15 protein-coding genes and 1 pseudogene are annotated in these 18,812 nt (G+C 59.8%); 7 read left to right on the top strand and 9 right to left on the bottom strand.

Annotated elements, in window-relative coordinates:
- Nucleotides 1-46: 46 nt before the first annotated feature.
- Entirely contained in the window at nt 47-751 is a 705-nt protein-coding gene (gene treR, locus HU743_RS06015; protein ID WP_186647586.1) for a trehalose operon repressor, read from the bottom strand.
- A gap of 235 nt (nt 752-986) precedes the next feature.
- Here treR and treP point away from each other — a divergent pair, with 235 nt between their 5' ends.
- The 7 genes from treP to tadA all read left to right on the top strand — a co-directional run bounded on the left by treP (nt 987) and on the right by tadA (nt 10,295).
- The gene (gene treP, locus HU743_RS06010; protein WP_186647584.1) at nt 987-2,429 is read left to right on the top strand and encodes a PTS system trehalose-specific EIIBC component; all 1,443 of its coding nucleotides are present in this window, start codon (nt 987-989) and stop codon (nt 2,427-2,429) included.
- A 22-nt stretch (nt 2,430-2,451) separates the two neighbouring features.
- Complete coding sequence (gene treC / locus HU743_RS06005; protein ID WP_186647582.1) at nt 2,452-4,098, top strand: alpha,alpha-phosphotrehalase; 1,647 nt, start codon at nt 2,452-2,454, stop codon at nt 4,096-4,098.
- 104 nt (nt 4,099-4,202) lie between these two features.
- On the top strand, nt 4,203-5,426 hold the full coding sequence (locus tag HU743_RS06000; protein WP_186647580.1) for a carbohydrate porin: 1,224 nt from the start codon (nt 4,203-4,205) through the stop codon (nt 5,424-5,426).
- Nucleotides 5,427-5,488: 62 nt separating this feature from the next.
- A complete protein-coding gene (gene ptsP / locus HU743_RS05995; RefSeq protein ID WP_186647578.1) occupies nt 5,489-8,011 on the top strand; it encodes a phosphoenolpyruvate--protein phosphotransferase in 2,523 nt (840 codons plus the stop codon).
- A 2-nt stretch (nt 8,012-8,013) separates the two neighbouring features.
- A complete protein-coding gene (locus HU743_RS05990; RefSeq protein ID WP_186619890.1) occupies nt 8,014-8,304 on the top strand; it encodes a PTS transporter subunit EIIB in 291 nt (96 codons plus the stop codon).
- A 117-nt stretch (nt 8,305-8,421) separates the two neighbouring features.
- Nucleotides 8,422-9,798 carry a multicopper oxidase family protein gene (locus tag HU743_RS05985; RefSeq protein ID WP_186619892.1) on the top strand — a complete coding sequence of 459 codons (1,377 nt, stop codon included), beginning with the start codon at nt 8,422-8,424 and terminating at the stop codon, nt 9,796-9,798.
- Complete coding sequence (gene tadA / locus HU743_RS05980) at nt 9,798-10,295, top strand: tRNA adenosine(34) deaminase TadA (protein WP_186647576.1); 498 nt, start codon at nt 9,798-9,800, stop codon at nt 10,293-10,295. The genes HU743_RS05985 and tadA overlap by 1 nt, the downstream gene beginning before the upstream one ends.
- A 255-nt stretch (nt 10,296-10,550) precedes the next feature.
- Here the strand turns inward: tadA and cmoB are convergent, their stop codons facing one another.
- The 8 genes and pseudogenes from cmoB to HU743_RS05940 form a co-directional block, all read right to left on the bottom strand.
- Nucleotides 10,551-11,507: a tRNA 5-methoxyuridine(34)/uridine 5-oxyacetic acid(34) synthase CmoB gene (gene cmoB, locus HU743_RS05975; RefSeq protein ID WP_186647574.1), complete on the bottom strand. Its 957-nt coding sequence runs from the start codon at nt 11,505-11,507 to the stop codon at nt 10,551-10,553.
- The gene (gene cmoA / locus HU743_RS05970; protein ID WP_186647572.1) at nt 11,504-12,283 is read right to left on the bottom strand and encodes a carboxy-S-adenosyl-L-methionine synthase CmoA; all 780 of its coding nucleotides are present in this window, start codon (nt 12,281-12,283) and stop codon (nt 11,504-11,506) included. The genes cmoB and cmoA overlap by 4 nt, the downstream gene beginning before the upstream one ends.
- Nucleotides 12,284-12,395: 112 nt before the next feature.
- Nucleotides 12,396-12,890, bottom strand: a complete 495-nt coding sequence (locus HU743_RS05965; protein WP_186647571.1) for a hypothetical protein — start codon at nt 12,888-12,890, stop codon at nt 12,396-12,398.
- Nucleotides 12,891-13,065: 175 nt separating this feature from the next.
- Nucleotides 13,066-13,303 (bottom strand): annotated as a pseudogene (locus HU743_RS05960) (lysoplasmalogenase family protein); the annotation flags it as partial.
- A gap of 26 nt (nt 13,304-13,329) precedes the next feature.
- Complete coding sequence (locus HU743_RS05955; protein WP_186647569.1) at nt 13,330-13,722, bottom strand: protease inhibitor I42 family protein; 393 nt, start codon at nt 13,720-13,722, stop codon at nt 13,330-13,332.
- Nucleotides 13,723-14,385: 663 nt separating this feature from the next.
- Nucleotides 14,386-16,800 (bottom strand): endopeptidase La, encoded by a 2,415-nt coding sequence (gene lon, locus HU743_RS05950; protein WP_238351697.1) that lies wholly within the window; start codon nt 16,798-16,800, stop codon nt 14,386-14,388.
- A 738-nt stretch (nt 16,801-17,538) separates the two neighbouring features.
- Nucleotides 17,539-17,913, bottom strand: a complete 375-nt coding sequence (locus HU743_RS05945) for a DUF6124 family protein (RefSeq protein WP_186647568.1) — start codon at nt 17,911-17,913, stop codon at nt 17,539-17,541.
- Between the two features lie 353 nt (nt 17,914-18,266).
- Entirely contained in the window at nt 18,267-18,719 is a 453-nt protein-coding gene (locus HU743_RS05940) for a hypothetical protein (protein WP_186647566.1), read from the bottom strand.
- Nucleotides 18,720-18,812 lie beyond the last annotated feature (93 nt).

The following is an 18,812-nucleotide window of genomic DNA, read 5'->3' as shown; positions in this document are numbered from 1 at the left end:
GTGCGTTAACTATGTACCGCAGATGGCCGGTCGAAATGTGCGGGGGTCAGCGCCGCGCCACATCCGAAAAATAAAATTTATCCAGCGTATGCCGCGATTCGGTGTACTCGAATTGCCGGCCGTCCTGCAGGAAGGTCTGGTTGCTGACCACGATGACATGGCTCTGCCCGTCGAGGTCCAGATGCTGTTGGTCGTCCTTGCTGCACGGCACCGCTTCGATGGTGCGCTGGGCGTAGGCGATCTGCAGTTGCAGGGTTTGTTCGATGTGGGCGTAGATCGAGTGTGCGGCGATGTCTGCAGTCAGGTCGGGAATCACGGCGCTGACAAAATGGTTGATGTCGAGGATGACCCGTTTGCCATCGATGCGCCGCACGCGCTTGATGCGGGTGATCGGGCTGCCGGGTTCGGCATGGATGTGGTCGAGCAGCGCACCGTCCAGCGGGACCTGGCACATCTCGACCACTTCGGTGCTGACATCGTTGCCCAGGCGCGGGTAGGTCTCCTGGAAGCTGACGATGCCGCCGAGCTGGAATTCGATCGGATTGGTCGACAGCACGAACGCGCCTTTGCCGTGAATTTTCTGGGCGAAACCGCGTTCCTGCAGCAACTCGATGGCTTTGCGCACGGTGCCACGGCTGGCCTGATAAGTGCCCATCAGTTCGGTTTCCGAAGGCAGCCGTGCGCCGCGTTCCAGGCGTTCAGTGGTGATGCTGGCAAGCAAATCGCTGTAGATCTGGTTGTATTTGCTCATTGGGTGGGCTCTTTGCTGGCACTACTCAAACGTCGAACCTTAAGGGCAGGGTAGGGGTTTGTCCATGTGAATGACGGAAATCATCTTAGGTCAAAGTAGGAAAAATCGTCGCTGATCCGACGTTTATCGGCAAACACAAACTCGTACAGACGAGTTGTTGCATAAACTCGTACAGACGAGTATTTTTCGCTTCTGCGTGCTGCCAATAACAACAATCCACGACGGAAGAACGAGCATGAGCCACGATTACCCCAACATTGCCCGGGAGCTGCTGAAAAGCCTCGGTGGCAGCGACAACCTCGAACAGGCTGCCCATTGCGTGACGCGGTTGCGCCTGGCGCTGAAGAACCCCGCGCTGGTCGACGCTGCCGCGCTCAACGTGATTGATCTGGTCAAGGGCTCGTTCTTCACCGGCGGGCTGTATCAGGTGGTGATCGGGCCGGGGGAAGTGGAAAAGGTCTACGCCGAATTGCGTAAACAGACCGGTCTGGCCGCTTCGACCATTGCGGACGTTAAACAGAAAAGCGCCGAGAAGATAAACGCCATGCAGCGTCTGGTGCGGGTGTTTTCCGACGTGTTCATGCCGATTCTGCCGGCGCTGATCATCGCCGGCCTGTTGATGGGCATCAACAACCTGCTCGGCGCCAAGGGCATGTTCATCGAGGGGCAAACCCTGCTGGATGCCTACCCGAATCTCGACGGGCTGTGGAGCCTGATCAATCTGATGGCCAACACTTCGTTCGTGTTTCTGCCGGCGCTGGTGGGCTGGTCGGCGGCCAAGCGTTTCGGCGGCAGCGAAATCCTCGGCATTGTCCTCGGCCTGATGCTGGTGCACCCGGACCTGCTCAACGCCTGGAACTACGGCAAGGCTGTGGCCGGTCTCGACGGGCAACAACTGCCGTACTTCGACATCCTCGGCCTGTTCCAGGTGGAAAAGGTCGGCTATCAGGGGCAGATTCTGCCGATCCTGCTGGCGGCCTATGTGATGAGCACGATCGAAAAATGGCTGCGGGCGCGAGTGCCCAATGCGGTGCAATTGCTGGTGGTGCCGATCACTACCATCGTTGTTACCGGCGTGCTGGCGCTGGCGATCATCGGCCCGGTAACCCGGCATATCGGTATCTTCATCACTGAAGGGCTGGTGATGCTGTTCGATCTGGCACCCCTGGTAGGCGGGGCGATTTTCGGCCTGCTGTATGCGCCGCTGGTGATCACCGGCATGCACCACATGTTCCTCGCGGTCGATCTGCAACTGATCTCGACCCAGGGCGGCACCTTCATCTGGCCGATGATCGTCATGTCCAACCTCGCCCAGGGCAGTGCCGCGCTGGCGGTGTTCTGGATGACGCGCAACGCGCGGGATAAAAGCATGGCGTCGACCTCGGCGATTTCCGCCTATTTCGGTATCACCGAGCCGGCGATGTTCGGCGTCAATCTGCGCTACAAGTTTCCGTTCTACGCCGCGCTGGCCGGCTCGGCGCTGGGCTGCATGTTCCTGTCGCTGAACAAGATCCAGGCCTCGGCCATCGGCGTTGGCGGCCTGCCCGGATTTATCTCGATCATTCCGCAGTTCATTCCGATGTTTGTCATCGGGATGCTGATCGCCATGCTGGTTCCGTTTGCCCTGACCTGCGTGCTGAGCATGAAGATTGTCCGGCCGGGCTACCGGGTCGCCTGAAATCCAACCAAGGAATTGCGTCATGCAAGACTGGCAACGTTCGGTGATCTACCAGATCTACCCGAAAAGCTTCCACAGCCACGCCGGCAACGCGACCGGCGATCTGCTCGGTATCGTCGCCAAGCTCGATTACCTGCAATGGCTGGGAGTCGATTATTTGTGGATCACGCCGTTTTTGCGTTCGCCGCAACGGGACAACGGTTACGACATCAGCGACTACTACGCCGTCGATCCGAGCTACGGCAGCATGGCCGATTGTGAATTGCTGATTGCCGAAGCGGGCAAGCGCGGCATCAAGCTGATGCTCGATATCGTGGTCAATCACACTTCGATCGAACACGTCTGGTTCCAGCAGGCGCGCAGCAGCCTCGATAACCCTTACCGTGACTTCTATATCTGGCGCGATCAGCCGAACAACTGGGAATCCAAGTTCGGCGGTTCGGCCTGGGAGTACGAAGCGCAGACCGGGCAATATTATCTGCACCTGTTCGACCACACCCAGGCTGACCTCAATTGGGACAACCCGAAGGTCAGGGACGAAGTGTTCAAGATGATGCGCTTCTGGCGCGACAAGGGCGTCGGCGGCTTTCGTCTGGATGTGATCAACCTGATCTCCAAACCTGCCGACTTCCCCGAGGACGACAGCGACGGTCGGCGTTTCTACACCGACGGGCCGAATGTGCATGCCTATCTTCAGCAGATGCACCGCGAGGTCTTCGAAGGTCATGACCTGATCAACGTCGGCGAGATGTCCTCGACGCGTCTCGAGCACTGTATCCGCTACTCGAACCCGCGATCGAAAGAGCTGTCGATGACTTTCAATTTCCATCATTTGAAGGTCGATTATCCGAACCTGCAGAAGTGGGTCCGCGCTGACTTCGATTTCCTTCAGCTCAAGCAGATCCTCTCGGACTGGCAGACCGGCATGCAGACGGACGGCGGCTGGAATGCGTTGTTCTGGTGTAACCACGACCAGCCGCGGGTGGTCTCGCGATTCGGCCATGACGGCGAATACCGCGAGCTCTCGGCGAAGATGCTCGGCACCGCGCTGCACTTTTTGCAGGGCACGCCGTTTGTGTATCAGGGCGAGGAGCTGGGCATGACCAATCCGGGGTTCGAGAGCATCGAGCAGTATCGCGACGTCGAGACCCTGAATATCTTTCGCCTCAAGCGTGAAGCGGGGATCAACGACGTCGACAACATGGCGGCGATCATGCAGAAGTCCCGCGACAACGGGCGTACGCCGATGCACTGGCACGCCGGCCACAACGCCGGTTTCAGTCGCGGCGAACCGTGGATCGGCGTGCCGGCCAATGCCGCGCAGATCAACGTCGCGCATCAGCTGCACGACCCGGACTCGGTACTGCATCACTATCGACGGCTGATCGCCTTGCGCCGCAGCGAAGCGCTGATCTGCGACGGCGTCTATCGCCAGTTGCTGCCCGAGCATCCACAAATCTGGGCATACCTGCGCGAGGGGGAGGGCGAACGCCTGTTGGTGGTGAACAACTTTTATGGCGGCCCGTGTGACGTCGAGTTACCGCCGGTGATCGACGAAACGCAGGCGCAGCGACTGTTGATCAGCAACTACCCGGACTGCCCGCTGCGCACGCGACATCTGCGCTTGCGACCTTATGAATCGTTCGTGGTGCACCTGACCGATCCCTGATCGATAACTGAAAAAACAACCTTTTTTAAACACGCAGAACACTGCGCGGGGGACTTTTGCGCGCCGAATTCCTGCAACCACACAATAAAAACAACGGGTGGCATATGAAAACAACAATAAATCACAGCCTGGTCGTTGCCGGTTTTTGTCTGGCAATACCCACTTCTTCGCACGCACTGGAGTTCGGCGGCTACTTGCGCAGCGGGGTCGGTACGTCGCTCAACAGCAGCGGCCAATCGTGTTTCCAGCTACCCGGTGCGCAAACCAAATACCGCTTGGGCAATGAATGCGAGCAATACGGCGAACTGGAGCTGCGCCAGGACCTGTATACCCTCGACGATGGCTCGGTGTTAAGCGTCGACGGCATGGCGTCGCTGTATAACCGCTACGACCGCAGCCTGACGTTCAAGGAGGACAACGGCTCGATTCGCTTGCCGCAGGCTTACGCGCAATGGTCGGCCATGCCCGCGCTCAACGGCGGCTCGCTGTGGGCCGGACGCCGCTACTACAAACGTAACGACATCCATATTTCCGATTTTTACTACTGGAACCAGAGCGCCACCGGCGGTGGTATCGAAGACGTGCTGATCGACGGCCTGAAATACAGTTACGCCTTCTCGCGCAAGGACAATCTTTATCAGAAGGATTACATCAACCGGCATGACTTCAACGTTGGCGGTTTCAACAGCAACCCGGGCGGCGAACTGGAGTTCGGCCTGAGTTACATCGACAAGCCCGACCGCCGCGATGCGCACCGCGGCTGGGCCATTACCACGCAACATGTGCAGCAGGATTTTCTCGGCGGCAAGAACAAACTGGCTTTGCAATACGGTGAAGGCCCCGGCACCGGGCTGGGCTACACCGGCGACGTGATGCTCGACGACCGCAACAAAAGTTATCGCATCGTCGAGTTTTTCGACTGGCAGCTGACACCGCGTTTCGGTGGACAGGTCGCGGCGGTGTATCAGAAAGACATTCGTGCGGACGGTGCCGACCAGAACTGGATCTCCCTGGGCGTGCGCCCGACCTATGCGCTGACCGAGCAGTTCAAACTGGTGAGCGAACTGGGCCATGATCAGGTCGACGCGCCGGGAGGCACGCGCAAACTGAGCAAGTTCACGTTCGCCCCGACCTGGTCACCCAAAGGCCCGGAATTCTGGGCCCGCCCCGAGGTGCGGCTGTATTACACCTATGCGAGCTGGAACGAAGCCGCCAAGCGTGCGGCCAACCAACTGGCCAAAGGTTCGGCGTTGTCCGACACCGGTGCCTTCGGTCGCGCGCGGCACGGCTCCAACATCGGCTTGCAGGTCGAATACTGGTGGAAGTAAGCGATGCCGACGGTGTTTCGCGCACCGTCGGCCCTTCAAAGAACGAACAAGCAGGTGATGTCATGGCCGTACCCCAACAATTGCAACTGCTGGCGCCGTTGTCCGGCGTGCTGATGGCGCTGGATCAGGTGCCCGATCCGGTGTTCGCCGGTCGGGTGATCGGCGATGGGCTGTGCATCGATCCAACCTCGTCGACGCTGTGTGCTCCGCTGGCCGGGGTTGTGAGCGACATACAGGCCAGCGGGCACGCCGTTACCGTGACCAGTGATGAAGGTGTGCAGGTGCTGATGCACATCGGCCTGGACACGGTGAACCTCGCCGGCGCGGGTTTCACTCCGCGCGTCGAAGCGGGCCAGCGGGTCGAGGCCGGGCAGGCGCTGATCGACTTCGATGCCGATTACATTGCCCTGCATGCACGCAGTCTGCTGACCCTGATGCTGGTGGTCAGTGGTGAACCGTTTACTTCGCTGGTCGGGACGACAGGGGTAGTGCAAAGCGGCCAGCCAGTGCTGAGTGTCGGCAGCGCCGGAACGGCCAGCGTGACGCCGGACATGCCAAAAGGTGAGGCGCTGTTCTCCCCACCGATCAGCCTGCCCAACCCCAATGGACTGCATGCGCGACCGGCGGCGGTGCTCGCCCAGGCGGCCAAGCGCTTTACGGCGACGATCCATCTGCACCGGTTGCAGGCGCAAGCCAATGCCAAGTCGCTGGTGGCGATCATGGCGTTGCAGACTGGCCCCGGCGACAGCGTGCAGGTGAGCGCGCAGGGGGAGGATGCCGAAGCCGCCCTCGACACGCTGACCCGGCTGCTGGCCGAAGGCTGCGGCGAAAACGTGCCGGTGCCGGTCGCAACCAGCGAACCGGAACTGCCCAATGTGCTGCGTGGGGTGTGTGCTTCGCCCGGTTCGGCGTTGGGGCAGGTGGTGCAGATCGTGGAGCCGACGCTCACCGTCAACGAGTTCGGTGCCGAGCCCGCCGTTGAACTGGCGCGGCTGACCGATGCCCTGGTGGAGGCCGACATGGCTTTGCAGCACCTGTGCGACACGGCCAGTGGTGAAGCGCAGGCCGAAATCTTCAAGGCGCATCAGGAGTTATTGGCGGACCCCAGCCTTCTGGATCAAGCCCAGGCCCTGATCGATGAGGGCAAAAGCGCGGCGTTTGCCTGGAACACCAGCACCGAAGCGACAGCGGCGATGTTCCGGTCGCTGGGCAGTGCTTTGTTGGCCGAGCGGGCGGCGGATCTGGTCGACGGCGGCCAGCGAGTCTTGAAATTGCTTCTGGGTGTGCGCGAACAGACGCTGGTGTTGCCGGACGACGCCATCCTGATTGCCGATCAATTGACCCCGTCACAGACCGCCGGGCTGAACACAGATAAAGTGCTGGGATTTGCCACGGTCGGCGGCGGTGCCACCAGCCACGTGGCGATTCTTGCGCGGGCCTGTGGCTTGCCGGCAATTTGCGCGATGCCGGTGCAGATGCTCGCACTGGCCGACGGCACCCAGGTGCTGCTGGACGCAGACAAGGGCGAGTTGCAGCTCAACCCGAACGCGGAGTCCATTGATCAGTTGCGCGCCCGGCATGAACGGCAACGCCAACGCCATCAGCATGAACTGGCGCAGGCAACGCTCGCCGCGTGCACCCGCGACGGGCAGCACATCGAGGTGACCGCCAACGTGGCGTCGCTGAGCGAAACCGCCCAGGCCATGGACCTTGGCGCGGGCGGCGTCGGGCTGTTGCGTTCGGAGTTTCTCTACCTGGACCGCCATCAGGCGCCCAGCCATGACGAGCAAGTGTCCACCTACAGTGCCATCGCTCGCAGCGTCGGTCCGTCGCACAATCTGGTGGTGCGCACCCTCGACGTCGGCGGCGACAAGCCATTGGCCTATGTGCCGATGGACGCAGAGAGCAATCCCTTCCTCGGCTTGCGCGGTATACGTCTGTGTCTGGAGCGCCCGCAACTGTTGCGTGAGCAATTGCGTGCGGTGCTGGCCTGCAGTCAGCTGACGCGCTTGCACATCATGCTGCCGATGGTCACGCAGCTGTCGGAGCTGCGGCTGGCGCGGCAGATGCTCGAGCAAGAAGCGCAGGCGCTGGGCCTGGCTGAAATGCCGAAACTGGGGGTCATGATCGAAGTGCCAGCGGCGGCGCTGATGGCCGATCGGTTTGCCCCGCATGTCGACTTTTTCTCCATCGGCACCAACGATCTGACGCAATACACCTTGGCCATGGATCGCGATCATCCGCGCCTGGCCAGTCAGGCGGACAGCTACCATCCCGCGGTGCTGCGCCTGATTGCCACGACCGTGCAAGCGGCACATGCCCACGGCAAATGGGTCGGGGTCTGCGGCGCCATGGCTTCCGAGCGTCTGGCGGTGCCGCTGCTGTTGGGCTTGGGTGTGGATGAACTGTCGGTGAGCGTGCCGTTGATTCCAGCGATCAAATCAACCGTGCGCGAGCTGAATCTGCCCGAGTGTCAAACCATCGCCCGGCAGGTACTCGACCTGGAAAGTGCCGAGCAGGTGCGCGAGGCATTACGCCTGCACAGCGAAGCGATTGCCGACACCACACCGATTCTGGAGAACTGATGATGTTCGATAAGTTGCAGCAGGCATTCTGGAAAGCGCTGACGCCGGATCTGGTGGCAGACGAGCCGAAAACGCCGACGGAGCCGGTCGTCGGCTTGAGTGCTGAAATCGTCGCGGCATTGGGCGGTGTGGATAACCTCAAGTCGCAGCAGGCGGTGGCGCTGACGCGGGTACGGGTGGAGCTGGCAGACGTCGCCTGCGTTGATCGTGAGGCATTGAGCCTTGCCGGTGTCGCCGGGGTCATGGCGCTTGCGGGCGGCGTTTTGCACCTGATTACCGGCCTGCGGGAATAGGCCAAAGCAGGCGTGCGGCCCCAGGTCGCCCTTACTGTTTCTCAACTGCGGGTGTATCGTATTCGCCTTTTACGGGCCCCCCGGGGCCTGTCGCTGATACGTGAGGTAGTTGAGTTCATGTCCTTTACCCGTCGCCAAATCCTCGGTGGCCTGGCCGGTCTTGTTGTCGTTGGCGTTGGCGCGGGGGGCGCATCGCGGTACTGGCTGGGCAAAATGGCCGACGCCGAGGCCGGTCACGACTATGAGCTGATCGCCGCGCCGCTGGATGTGGAGCTGGTGCCGGGCCACAAGACCCAAGCCTGGGCGTTCGGTCCGTCGGCGCCGGGCACCGAGCTGCGCGTACGTCAGGGCGAATGGCTGCGGGTGCGTTTCATCAATCACCTGCCGGTGGCGACGACGATTCACTGGCACGGCATCCGCCTGCCGCTGGAAATGGACGGCGTGCCCTACGTCTCGCAACTGCCGGTGCTGCCGGGCGAGTATTTCGATTACAAGTTTCGCGTGCCGGATGCCGGCAGCTACTGGTATCACCCGCACGTCAGCAGCAGCGAGGAACTCGGCCGTGGCCTGGTCGGGCCGCTGATCATCGAGGAGCGCGAGCCGACCGGTTTCAAGTACGAGAAGACCCTGAGCCTGAAGAACTGGCACGTCGATGAGCAAGGTCAGTTCGTAGAATTCAGCATCCCGCGCGAAGCGGCCCGTGGCGGTACCGCCGGGCGTCTGTCGACAATCAATGGCGTGCCGTTGCCGGTGATCGATCTGCCGGCCGGGCAGATCACTCGGGTGCGTTTGCTCAATCTTGATAACACACTGACCTACCGCATCAACATTCCCGGCGTCGAAGCGAAGATCTACGCGCTGGACGGCAACCCGGTCGAGCCGCGCCCGCTGGGTAAGGAATACTGGCTCGGCCCCGGCATGCGTATTTGTCTGGCGATCAAGGCACCGGCGGCCGGTGAAGAACTGTCGCTGCGCAACGGCCCAGTGCGTCTGGGCACGCTGCGTTCAGTCACCAACACCGATGCGCCGACTGACTGGCCGAAAGCCCTGCCGGCCAACCCGGTGGCCGAGCCGGATCTGGCCAATGCGGAGAAACTCAACTTCAATTTCGAATGGGTCGGCTCGGTGTCGGTGAACACCGAAAACGGCAAGCCGCCGAGTCTGTGGCAGATCAACGGCAAGGCCTGGGACATCACCGACAAGACCTGCGCCGATCGACCGATCGCCAGCCTCAAGCTCGGCCAGAGTTACATTTTCGAACTGAAGAACATGACGCAGTACCAGCACCCGATCCACCTGCACGGCATGAGCTTCAAGGTGATTGCGTCGAACCGGCACAAGGTCGTTCCGTACTTCACCGACACCTATCTGCTGGGCAAGAACGAGCGCGCGCAAGTGGCGCTGGTGGCGGATAACCCGGGGGTATGGATGTTCCACTGCCATGTCATCGACCACATGGAAACCGGCCTGATGGCCGCGATCGAGGTGAAGTGATGCGCCAGATTCGCCCGGCGGCGATCATCGACCGCAGCCGCGACCGCGACTTCATGCGCGAAGCCCTGATCCTCGCCGAACAGGGCGCTGCGCTTGGCGAAGTGCCGGTGGGCGCGGTGCTGGTGCAGGACGGCGCCATCATTGGTCGCGGTTTTAACTGCCCGATCAGCACCAGCGACCCGAGTGCCCACGCCGAAATGGTCGCGATCCGCGCCGCCGCGCAGGCAGTGGATAACTATCGCCTGCCGGGCAGCACCCTGTATGTGACGCTGGAACCGTGCAGCATGTGCGCCGGACTGATCGTGCATTCGCGAGTGGCGCGAGTGGTGTACGGCGCGCTGGAGCCGAAGGCCGGGATTGTGCAGAGTCAGGGTCAGTTTTTTACCCAGGGCTTTTTGAATCACCGGGTGCTGTATGAGGGCGGGGTGCTGGCTGAAGAATGTGGCGCGGTGTTGACCGAGTTCTTCCGCGCCCGCCGAGCGAAACCCGCTAAATAAACACCGCCCCCGGTAGGAGTGAGCCTGCTCGCGAAAGCGTCAGCAATTTCAACATCGGTGGTGACTGACACACCGCCTTCGCGAGCAGGCTCACTCCTACACAGGGCCGCATTTCAACGGTAGTAATGCGCTTGAATGTGGGAGCGGGCTTGCTCGCGAAAGCGTCGGTACATTCAGAATGGATAGTGACTGAGACATCGCTTTCGCGAGCAAGCCCGCTCCCACCAGGGGATCTCCATTGTTCGGGAGATTGGGTTATTTCTTGGCGACGATCACTGCCCGCATCGGCGCCGGCAGTCCTTCAATGGTTTTGCTGTGATCCTCAGGATCAAGAAAATCACTCAGCGACTGATACTTCATCCACTCGGTGCCGCGTTGTTCCTCCACCGTCGTGGTGCTGACATCCACGCAACGAATCTCGGTGAACCCGGCCCGGCGCAGCCACAACTCCAGCGCCGGCACCGACGGCAGGAACCACACGTTGCGCATTTGTGCGTAGCGATCTTCCGGCACCAGCACTTGATGCTTGTCGCCTTCGACCACCAGGGTTTCCAGCACCAGTTCGCCGCCCTTGACCAGGCAATCCTTGAGCGCCAGCAAATGCTCGATCGGTGAGCGACGGTGATAGAACACGCCCATGGAAAACACCGTGTCGAAGCCTTCAAGGTTCGGCGGCAGGTCTTCGAACGGGAACGGCAGATGCCAGGCGTTTGGCTCGGACAGATAGCGTTGCACCGCCTGGAACTGGCAGAAGAACAGCCAGTTCGGGTCAACACCAATCACGCTGTCGGCGCCGGCACCGAGCATGCGCCACATGTAATAGCCATTGCCGCAACCGACATCGAGGATGCGCTTGCCTTTGAGGTCCAGATGCGGGGCGACCCGCGACCATTTCCAGTCCGAGCGCCACTCGGTGTCGACATGCACGCCGAACAGATCGAACGGTCCCTTGCGCCACGGTGACAGGCCCATCAGCGCGGTGCGCATCTGCGCGCGCGTCTCGTCGTCGCAATCGGTGTCGAGCTTCAGGCCGTTGAGCAAGTCGATTTCGCTTGGCTGAATCTTCGGCAAGGCATCCAGCGCACTCTGCCAGCGCTCCAGATCGCCGTGGCCTTTCTCCATTTTCTGGTCGAGTTGTGCCTGCAAAGTGTTGGCCCATTCGGCCAGCGGTGTACCGGCCAGACGGCGGGCGAGGGGGGACAGATCAATCATGGCAAGGCAATCAACGAGGCAAAGTTAAGACACTGGAACCACGGCACGACTTTCGAGAACCCGGCGGCCAGCAGGCGTTCGCGGTGTTCTTCGAGGCTGTCGGGCTTCATGACGTTTTCGATGGCGCTGCGCTTCTGGGCGATTTCCAGTTCGCTGTAGCCGTTGGCGCGTTTGAACGCCACGTGCAGGTCGGTCAGCAGCGCGTGCTCTTCGGCATCGTTGAAACGCAGTTTCTCCGAAAGAATCAGCGCGCCGCCGGGCAACAACGATTGGCGAATGCGCGAGAGCAACGCGGTGCGCTGATCCGGGGCGATGAACTGCAGGGTGAAGTTCAGCGCCACTACCGAGGATGGCTGGAACTCCAATGCGAGGATATCGCCCTCAACCACTTCAACCGGCAGCAATTCCTGAAACATCGAATCCTGACCGTTGAGGTATTCGCGGCAGCGTTCGACCATCGCCGCCGAGTTATCCACAGCAATCACCCGACACCCGTCGGTGCGCACATGGCGGCGTAGGGCCTGGGTCACTGCACCCAGCGACGAGCCGAGATCATAGAGCATGCTGTTCGGCTGGGCGAATTGCGCGGCGAGCACGCCGAGGTTTTCGACGATGGTCGGGTAACCCGGCACCGAGCGCTTGATCATGTCCGGGAACACCCGCACCACGTCTTCGTTGAAGGCGAAGTCAGGCACTTGGGCCAAGGGCTGGGCGAAAAGGCGATCGGGTTCTTTGCTCACGGCGGTTCCGGCGGTGTCGGTGGAAAAGGCCGGCATTTTAGCCAAAGTGGGACGTAGATGCTTGGGTTGTCTGATAAAGCGTGGAAGGGTCGAAGATTGTAGGGCCAGGCTCGGAGGGTAAGCCTGGCCTTCCATTAGCGCTCGCGGGTTACTCGGACTGCACTAGTACGAGGTAAGAGGATTTGCCGGCAATGGTGAGTTCCTGATTACGGAGATCGACACCTTTGAAATCAAAATCTATTTTGTAATGCAGTTTCTCGGCTGTCACCTCAACGACTTCTACCTTGAAGTTTCCGCTTTTGGCGCGGTAATTGTACGATTGGACAAAACCGGGGGTAGTACCCGTTTCAAAGTAATAAACATCATCGAAAGGAAAGTTGGAATCGGTGACGGAATAGGCGCCGGGTTTAATGTTCTTGTCGAATACAAGGACCAGGCCTTTTTTACTTCCTCGTGAATAGTCCGACGCATTCGCACGAGTTACCAGCGCGATTGTATTGCTGTCGGGATCTGTTTCGTACGCGACAATCTGGCTCTCGAATCGCACCCTGCCAGACACCGTGGCGATTGTTTCTGCACTAACAGTAATATAGGGGTCTACAGCGTTGGCAGTGACTGGATTTTTACCTTTGAAAAAACTCATTGGATTCTTCCTTGTATTTACATGGTTGGTTGAGTAACGCCAGATAATAGTAGGGAGAGCCACACGTGAGGGGTACTGTCATAGTTGACAGTTTTTTATAACTTTTCGAAATAATTTTAGTGGCAGTATGATGTCTGGCGGGGATTGTCATGGCTGGTGAATGCCGCGGCTGCAATGCCAGATGCGCGACCAGAAACGCGCCGAGGCTTAATACAAACAGGTCGCCCGGCCATGCCAGCAGCACATCACCCAGGCAACGAAAAAATCAGAACCAGACTGATTCAGCCCCGATATTCGCCGGGTGGCGCATCATGCAGCCAGCCGAGCAGCGCCAACGCCGGCAGGGGTTTGACCAACAGGCAGAGCAAGGCCGCATGGGTACTGACACCGTAGAGAAACGCGACCGCCCCCATCAACGCCAGAATCAGCCAGCCTACGATCAGTTCACCGAAATGGCGCAGTCAAAGGTTTCCACCGGCAGCACTTCCGGCGCCCACGGTTGTTGCGAGGTCAGGCGCAAACGCCCGGTGCCGGCCGCGAAGGCCTGGAAGCGCCAGGTCGAAACGCCCGCCGCACCGACCACGCCGGCATCTTCCGGATTGCTGTAAACCTCGGGACTGAGCGCGCGCAACACGCCGCCCGCCGAATCCTGAATCGCCCAGCGGTAGCCGGTGGTCGGGTTGCTCGGCAGCGTAATGATCAGGTTTTGCCCGGTGCTGAGCCGCACGGGGCATTCGCTTTGTTTTTCCACGGTCACGTTGTGTTTCGGTTGCGTGGCGCAGGCGGCCAGCAAGGAAAGGGCGAGGGGGAGAAACAGGCGAGTGGGGGGCATAAGATCAGCAGCTCCGGCGGTATCGACGAACGGCGAGCATAACTGAAGATGAGACAGAATGTGACCAAGCCCGCGCAGGCTGAGGCTACGCGGTCTCGTTTCACCTGGTCGGAGGGCGCCTATCCGCTAACGGCGAGTTCGATCTTTATAGGATCAGTATGGCCAGGAAAATCAAGATCACAGTTGATTTGATATTTCCTGTTAGGGATGTCCAGGTAGGAAGTGAAAGTTCCCCGCTGGGCGTACTGGGTTCCACCTATGTTGAGGTAGAACACTTGTTGTAAATACTTACCTATCTCGAATACGTGATCACCGTTAGGCGTTAACGAGTCAATGGTAAGGCGGATTATGTGTTGATTTGGAAACCCCCCTTCTTTAGAACCTTCGATGGTTATGGACTGGCCGTGCGTTGTCGCTATGCGGTCGACCTCGAAGAGCAGTACACCCTTTTTAGTTGCTCTGAAATAACCGGGAAGACGTGATCGCCTTGGCATAATGAGTTCCCTCAATGAGTCGCTTCGAGAGGGAAGTTTGAGGGGCGGTCTGACGAGGCGCTACTGGTAGACTTGACAGGTTTTTATTGTTTTTTGCGATAGGCTTTTTCGCATCTGGTTATAGAGATAACAGGGCATTGCCAAGAGGCGCTGCCCTGTTTGCATCGGGTTAGAACAAGATTTTCGCCACATCCGCAAACTTCTTCGCGAAGTGCACGGTAATCCCTTCCTTCAGATAATCCGGCAATTCCTCGAAGTTACCCCGGTTCGGCTCCGGCAGAATCAGCTCGAAAATCTTCTGTCGCCGCGCCGCGATCACTTTCTCGCGCACCCCGCCAATCGGCAGCACATGCCCCGTCAGCGTCAGTTCGCCAGTCATCGCCACGCCTTTCTTCGGCGGTTGATTGCGTGCGAGCGAGAGCAACGCACTGGCCATGGTCACGCCGGCGCTCGGACCGTCCTTCGGTGTCGCGCCTTCCGGTACGTGCAGGTGGACGAAGGCTTCGTCGAAGAATTTTGCATCACCGCCGAACTGCTTCAGATGCGAACTGACGTAGCTGTAGGCGATTTCCGCAGACTCTTTCATCACATCGCCCAATTGCCCGGTGAGCTTGAACCCACGGTTGAGCGTGTGAATGCGGGTGGCTTCGATCGGTAACGTCGCGCCGCCCATGCTGGTCCAGGCCAGGCCGGTAATCACGCCAGTGCCGGACAGCACCTGTTCGTTGCGGAACACCGGGTGGCCCAGCGAGGCTTCAAGGTCTTTCGGCCCGAGCTTGATCACTGCTTTCGGGTCGTCGATCAGTTTCATCACCGCTTTGCGCACCAGTTTGCCCATCTGCTTTTCCAGCTGGCGCACCCCGGCTTCACGGGCGTAACCGTCGATCAAGGCTTTGAGCGCGGTGTCGCTGATGCTCAGGCTGCCCTTGGACACGCCGGCCTTTTCGAGCAATTTCGGCCACAGGTGACGCTTGGCGATGGCGACTTTTTCTTCGGTGATATAGCCCGACAGACGAATCACTTCCATGCGGTCGAGCAACGGTCCTGGGATCGAATCGAGGGTGTTGGCGGTGCAGACGAAGAGGACTTTTGACAGGTCCATGCGCAGGTCGAGGTAGTGGTCGAGGAATTCGACGTTCTGTTCCGGATCGAGGGTTTCCAGCAGTGCCGAGGCCGGGTCGCCCTGATAGCTCTGGCCCATCTTGTCGATCTCGTCGAGCATGATCACCGGGTTCATCACTTCGACGTCTTTCAACGCCTGCACCAGTTTGCCCGGCTGCGCGCCGATGTAGGTGCGGCGGTGGCCCTTGATCTCGGCTTCGTCGCGCATGCCGCCGAGGCTGAAACGGTAGAACGGTCGGCCGAGGGATTCGGCGATGGATTTGCCGACGCTGGTCTTGCCCACGCCTGGCGGTCCGACCAGCAGCACGATCGAGCCGCTGATTTCGCCTTTATAGGCACCGACGGCGAGGAATTCGAGGATGCGATCCTTGATGTCGTCCAGGCCTGCGTGGTGCTTGTCGAGGATTTTGCGCGCGTGCTTGAGGTCGAGTTTGTCCTCGCCATAGACGCCCCACGGCACCGAGGTGGCCCAGTCCAGATAATTGCGCGTGACCGCGTATTCCGGCGAGCCGGTTTCGAGAATCGACAGTTTGTGGGTTTCTTCTTCGAGGCGTTTCTGCACCTGCGCCGGCAGCACTTTGCCTTCCAGACGCTGCTGGAACTGTTCGAGGTCGGCGCTGCGGTCGTCCTTGGTCAGGCCGAGTTCCTGCTGGATGACCTTGAGTTGTTCCTTGAGGAAGAATTCGCGCTGATGCTCGCCGATCTTGCGGTTAACTTCGGCCGAAATCTCTTTCTGCAGGCGCGCGACTTCGACTTCCTTGCGCAGCATCGGCAGGACTTTTTCCATGCGCTTGAGCATCGGCACGCAGTCGAGCACTTCCTGCAACTCGGGGCCGGTGGCCGAGGTCAGCGCGGCGGCAAAATCGGTCAGCGGCGATGGATCGTTGGGGCTGAAGCGGTTGAGGTAGTTCTTCAGCTCTTCGCTGTACAGCGGGTTGAGCGGCAACAGTTCCTTGATCGCGTTGATCAGCGCCATGCCGTAGGCCTTGACCTCGTCGGTAGGCTCGGTGGGCTGGTGCGGGTATTCGACTTCGACCAGATACGGTGGGCGGTGGTGCTTGAGCCAGGTTTTGATGCGTACACGGCTCAGGCCTTGGGCAACGAACTGCAGTTTGCCGTTCTCGCGGCTGGCGTGGTGGACCTTGACCAGCGTGCCGTATTCGGGGAGGGCGCCGGTGTCGAAGTGGCGCGGGTCTTCCTGGGGGGTGTCCATGAAGAACAGGGCCAGGGAGTGGTGTTCGGATTTGCTGACCAGTTCGAGGGTTTCGGCCCATGGTTCTTCGTTGACGATGACCGGCAGGACCTGCGCCGGGAAGAACGGGCGGTTGTGGATCGGGATGATGTAGACCTTGTCCGGCAGGTTTTGCCCGGGCAGCGCCAGGCCGGTGCCGGAGGAGGTGTGTTCGATGTTATCGGTTTCGTAGTCGTCGTGGTTGTCCGGGCGATCTTGCTGGTCGGTCATGGGGCACCTGCGCAATGGGGTATGGGGTCTTAGATGGGGCAGGGGTGGGGTGGTTTCAATGGGGGGCCTGTGTTTCTGCTTGTGTGTTCAGGGTTTGGACAGTTTTTGACTTTGGCTGACCTTGGCGGCCTTTGGGCCGGCCAGGTTCTTGGGGTTTTGGGTGAATATCCGTTTTTTTGGGTGTTGCGGCTGGCGGTTTCGCCCTTACGGCGAGTCACCTTTTCCAGACGCCGAAAAGGTAACCGAAAAGGCTTGCTCCTGCGTTCGGCCCTCGCAGGCTCGGGTTCCTTCGCTGCGGGATCGATCCGGGCGCAGCGTTTCCGGTTTGCTTCGCTGCACCTCCTTCCGCTGTGTCTGGCTGCGCCAAACGGTCGCTGCGCTCCCACGCCCGGATCAATCCCTCCGCTCAGCCTTCCGAAGTCGCCCGTGGATCAAGATCAAGAGCGGTACTCGAGCTTGCGCTCATTGTTGAGTGGGGCGGCTTCGCCGCGGGCAGCTGCGCTGCTTTGGCTTTTCTGTGGGAGTGAGCCTGCTCGCGAAGGTGGCCTGACAGCCGACCGATGTCTATCGGTTGTACTCATTCTCTGTGGGAGTCTGGCTTGCCAGCGATGGCGGCCTGGCAGCCGACCAATGTCTACCGGACGCACTCGGTTTCATTGTAGGAGTGAGCCTGCTCGCGAATGCGGTGTATCAGGCACCATAACGACTGAATGTGCCGACGCCTTCGCGAGCAGGGATTTAGCTGTGTGTCGGGGATTGGGGGATTTCGTAGTTGTCCAGCACGCGATTGACAGCCAGTTCGGCCAGCATGATTACTTGCTGGATTGCCAGAATGGTATGCCGCTGAGGGCTGTCCACATAGGCCGCAATGTCACTGGCCATCACACTCGCCGACGCGAGGGATTCGCACGCGTGGGCCAGCAGGCTTTCGTTGTCCTGATCCGGGGTGACCTGGAACATGGTGCTGGGTTTGTGGGATTTGTCAGGGCTGGCGGGTGGCTTCAGGTAGTGGTCCAGCGCGCGCTCGGCGGCTTCGTGGAGTTTTTTGGATTCGGGGGATTGATACGGGGAGGTGCTTTCGGTTTCGGGGGGATTGGGTGTGGGTTTGGACATGGTGACGCCTCAGGTTAGGGGCCACTTCTCAAAATTGCCGCGACGCAATCTGAGGGTGGCAGCTGTACGCAGGTTCGCGGACCGACCTGAGGCATTCGGCATACCCGAAGGTATCCCGCGTACAGCCACCATGAATAACTGCAAGCAGCTGTTGAGTGGCGGCGATTATGCCTCATAACCCGGGCCGCGACGCCCGGTCGCTGAATTGGCAGCGACCCTACGAGCCTATCCAGCGCATTTCCCAAGCACAACCGACGCGACCTGTCGGAAAACTCCGCGCAACCACCAGATCTGTAGGACAAGCACCTTTCCCACAGTCCGAAATAACCCAATGACTGAACCTGGCCTGCTTGCTAAATGGGGTAAGTCAGCTCTTGGACAAGAAACCATCCGCCGCCGGTGAGTTCACGCGTTTCATCACCGTGGCGTGCCTTGCCGGAAAGTTGAAAGTTATCGAGGGAGTAGCGATACAGGCTGGGATTGAGCTGAGTTACAGCAATGCTGGAACAGGATGTCACTTCGTAGTCATAAGGCTGGGCACCCCGTTCGGTAACAACATATTCTAAGTAGCCAGAGATTGACGGATCCAGCAGGGTGCGAAGCGAGATAGAGAGTTTTCGTTCGCTCGATGAACCGTGGTTATCTTCGAAAGTGAAACTGTAATCGCCAAGCGGGTTGAAAGATGCCGAAATTCTGCTCGTCAGAAAGCTTGCCAGATCGACCGGCGTGCCGCCAATGATGCCTTTTACAGCAACGTTAAGCGTACCTCTTACCCAGACTGCCGGGGATGCGTTTGGATTTGTCATTGCGTGGTTCCTTGTGATTGATGTCTTGAGACCTGGAAGTCTGCGGGGGGCGCTCAAAGCGGTGAACTGTCATATCTGACAGGCTTTTATACT

Source organism: Pseudomonas sp. SWRI99 (assembly GCF_014270125.1).
GTDB lineage: Bacteria > Pseudomonadota > Gammaproteobacteria > Pseudomonadales > Pseudomonadaceae > Aquipseudomonas > Aquipseudomonas hamedanensis.
This window is presented reverse-complemented; position numbering and strand designations above follow the sequence as displayed.

Coding starts and splice junctions, on each gene's coding strand:
- treR (WP_186647586.1), bottom strand. CDS start 751: ATGAGCAAATACAACCAGATCTACAGCGATTTGCTTGCCAGCATCACC.
- treP (WP_186647584.1), top strand. CDS start 987: ATGAGCCACGATTACCCCAACATTGCCCGGGAGCTGCTGAAAAGCCTC.
- treC (WP_186647582.1), top strand. CDS start 2,452: ATGCAAGACTGGCAACGTTCGGTGATCTACCAGATCTACCCGAAAAGC.
- HU743_RS06000 (WP_186647580.1), top strand. CDS start 4,203: ATGAAAACAACAATAAATCACAGCCTGGTCGTTGCCGGTTTTTGTCTG.
- ptsP (WP_186647578.1), top strand. CDS start 5,489: ATGGCCGTACCCCAACAATTGCAACTGCTGGCGCCGTTGTCCGGCGTG.
- HU743_RS05990 (WP_186619890.1), top strand. CDS start 8,014: ATGTTCGATAAGTTGCAGCAGGCATTCTGGAAAGCGCTGACGCCGGAT.
- HU743_RS05985 (WP_186619892.1), top strand. CDS start 8,422: ATGTCCTTTACCCGTCGCCAAATCCTCGGTGGCCTGGCCGGTCTTGTT.
- tadA (WP_186647576.1), top strand. CDS start 9,798: ATGCGCCAGATTCGCCCGGCGGCGATCATCGACCGCAGCCGCGACCGC.
- cmoB (WP_186647574.1), bottom strand. CDS start 11,507: ATGATTGATCTGTCCCCCCTCGCCCGCCGTCTGGCCGGTACACCGCTG.
- cmoA (WP_186647572.1), bottom strand. CDS start 12,283: ATGCCGGCCTTTTCCACCGACACCGCCGGAACCGCCGTGAGCAAAGAA.
- HU743_RS05965 (WP_186647571.1), bottom strand. CDS start 12,890: ATGAGTTTTTTCAAAGGTAAAAATCCAGTCACTGCCAACGCTGTAGAC.
- HU743_RS05955 (WP_186647569.1), bottom strand. CDS start 13,722: ATGCCCCCCACTCGCCTGTTTCTCCCCCTCGCCCTTTCCTTGCTGGCC.
- lon (WP_238351697.1), bottom strand. CDS start 16,800: ATGACCGACCAGCAAGATCGCCCGGACAACCACGACGACTACGAAACC.
- HU743_RS05945 (WP_186647568.1), bottom strand. CDS start 17,913: ATGTCCAAACCCACACCCAATCCCCCCGAAACCGAAAGCACCTCCCCG.
- HU743_RS05940 (WP_186647566.1), bottom strand. CDS start 18,719: ATGACAAATCCAAACGCATCCCCGGCAGTCTGGGTAAGAGGTACGCTT.